The organism is Aeromonas allosaccharophila (assembly GCF_000819685.1).
In the GTDB taxonomy this organism is placed as follows: domain Bacteria; phylum Pseudomonadota; class Gammaproteobacteria; order Enterobacterales; family Aeromonadaceae; genus Aeromonas; species Aeromonas allosaccharophila.
The window spans coordinates 1-1704 of the sequence record NZ_CDBR01000110.1; the positions used below are offsets into that span (position 1 = coordinate 1).

The window sequence follows — 1704 nt, forward strand, 5'->3', positions numbered from 1 at the left end:
CTGCTCTGCGCAGTAAGCGAGATAGGCATCGAGGCGGCGCTGGCCGGTGGTGAGGTCGGAGGTATCCACCCCCAGATAGGCGATGTCGCGGGCGCCACGGCTTGCCAGTTGCGCCAGCATGGTGCGCACCGCACCGGCATCGTCAAAGCAGACCGAGGAGAAACCGGGGTATTCGCGGGCGACCAGCACCAGCTTCTCTTTCAGCGGCGCCATGGCGGCATAGTCCAAGTCATTGAAGGCGAACAGGATAATACCATCCACCCCGCGCCGAACCAGCACCGCCAGATGTTCCTGCACCTTGGCGGGGGAGAACTTGCTCTCCATCAACACGGCATCGTAGCCGCGCTGGTAGAGGGTCTCCAGCATGCCGCGCACCGCCTGATTCTCCGAACTGGAGTCGAGCCGCGAGACGATGATCCCCACCACCTGCTGACTCTGGCTGCGCATGGCCCGCGCCGACTTGCTCGGCACGAAGCCGTGCTCGGCGATGATCTGTTCCACCCGCTCGCGGGTCTCCTGCTTCACCTTGGGATCCTGATTGAGCACCCGGGAGACGGTCGACTTGCCGACGCCGCTCAGTCGGGCGATATCGAGGATGGTCAGTTTCTTGTCCATGAATTGGCTCACAGGAGGCTAGGCGGTGGAATTGCCCACATTGTTGTGATTAACCCCTGTGAATACAAGCCCATGGCGTTAGAATGCCCTTTTTGCCCCGCCGTCAGGGTGTGTGGGCACAGCACAGGATGCTCATCATGGATCTGCTGGCCAGTCTGCTCTTCTCCCTCTCCATCACCGGCCCCATCTGCGTGGTGCTGCTGCTCGGCATCTTGCTCAAGCGGCTGGGACTGCTGCCGGATCCCTTTACCGAATCCGCCTCGCGACTGGTGTTTCAGGTCACCCTGCCTGCCCTGCTCTTTCTCAGCATTCTGGGCACCAACTTCGCCACCATGCCGAGCCTCTGGTTTATCGGCTATGGCCTGCTCGCCACCGTTATCAGCTATCTGGTGCTGGAATTGCTGGCCGGGCGTTTTATCGGGGAGCAGCGGCTGCGCGGCATCTTCGTGCAAGGGAGCTTTCGTGGCAACAGCGCCATCATCGGGCTCGCTTATGTGCAGAATGCCTACGGCCACGAGGGGTTGGGGGCGGCGGCCTTCTATGTCGGTGCGGTGACCGTGCTCTACAACATCCTCGCGGTCATCACCCTGACCCGCAGTCTCGGCGGCGCCACCGGGATCCGCCCCATTCTGCTCGGCATCATCAAGAATCCGCTGATCATCGCCATTGTGGCGGCGCTGCCCTTTACCCTGCTCGGCATCAAGATGCCGCAACTGCTGCTCACCACCGGCAGCTACTTCGCCAATATGACGTTGCCGCTGGCGCTGCTCTGCACCGGCGCTTCTCTCAGTCTCGACGCCCTGCGCGGTGGCGCGGCGTTGGCAGGTTGGGCCAGCATCATGCGGCTCTGCCTCATTCCGGCAGCCTTCACCCTGGGGGCGGCCCTGCTCGGTTTCAGCCATCTGGAGCAGGGCATTCTGTTTCTCATCAGCGCCACCCCGACCGCCGCGGCCAGCTACGTGATGACCCGCGCCATGGGGGGCGACAGCGTGCTGGCTGCGAACATTATCGCCACCACCACCCTCGGCTCGCTGGTTACTACCAGCCTCGGAGCAACCCTGATGAATTACCTCGGTTTGATGTACTGAC

At 62.6% G+C, this 1704-nt stretch carries 2 protein-coding genes; one reads left to right on the plus strand and one right to left on the minus strand.

Annotated elements, in window-relative coordinates; all coding sequences use genetic code 11:
* Positions 1–615 (minus strand): LacI family DNA-binding transcriptional regulator (locus tag BN1115_RS19900; protein WP_042658537.1); only part of this gene is annotated, 615 nt, incomplete at its 3' end.
* 137 nt (positions 616–752) lie between these two features.
* Here BN1115_RS19900 and BN1115_RS19905 point away from each other — a divergent pair.
* Entirely contained in the window at positions 753–1703 is a 951-nt protein-coding gene (locus BN1115_RS19905) for an AEC family transporter (RefSeq protein ID WP_042658538.1), read from the plus strand.
* Position 1704 lies beyond the last annotated feature (1 nt).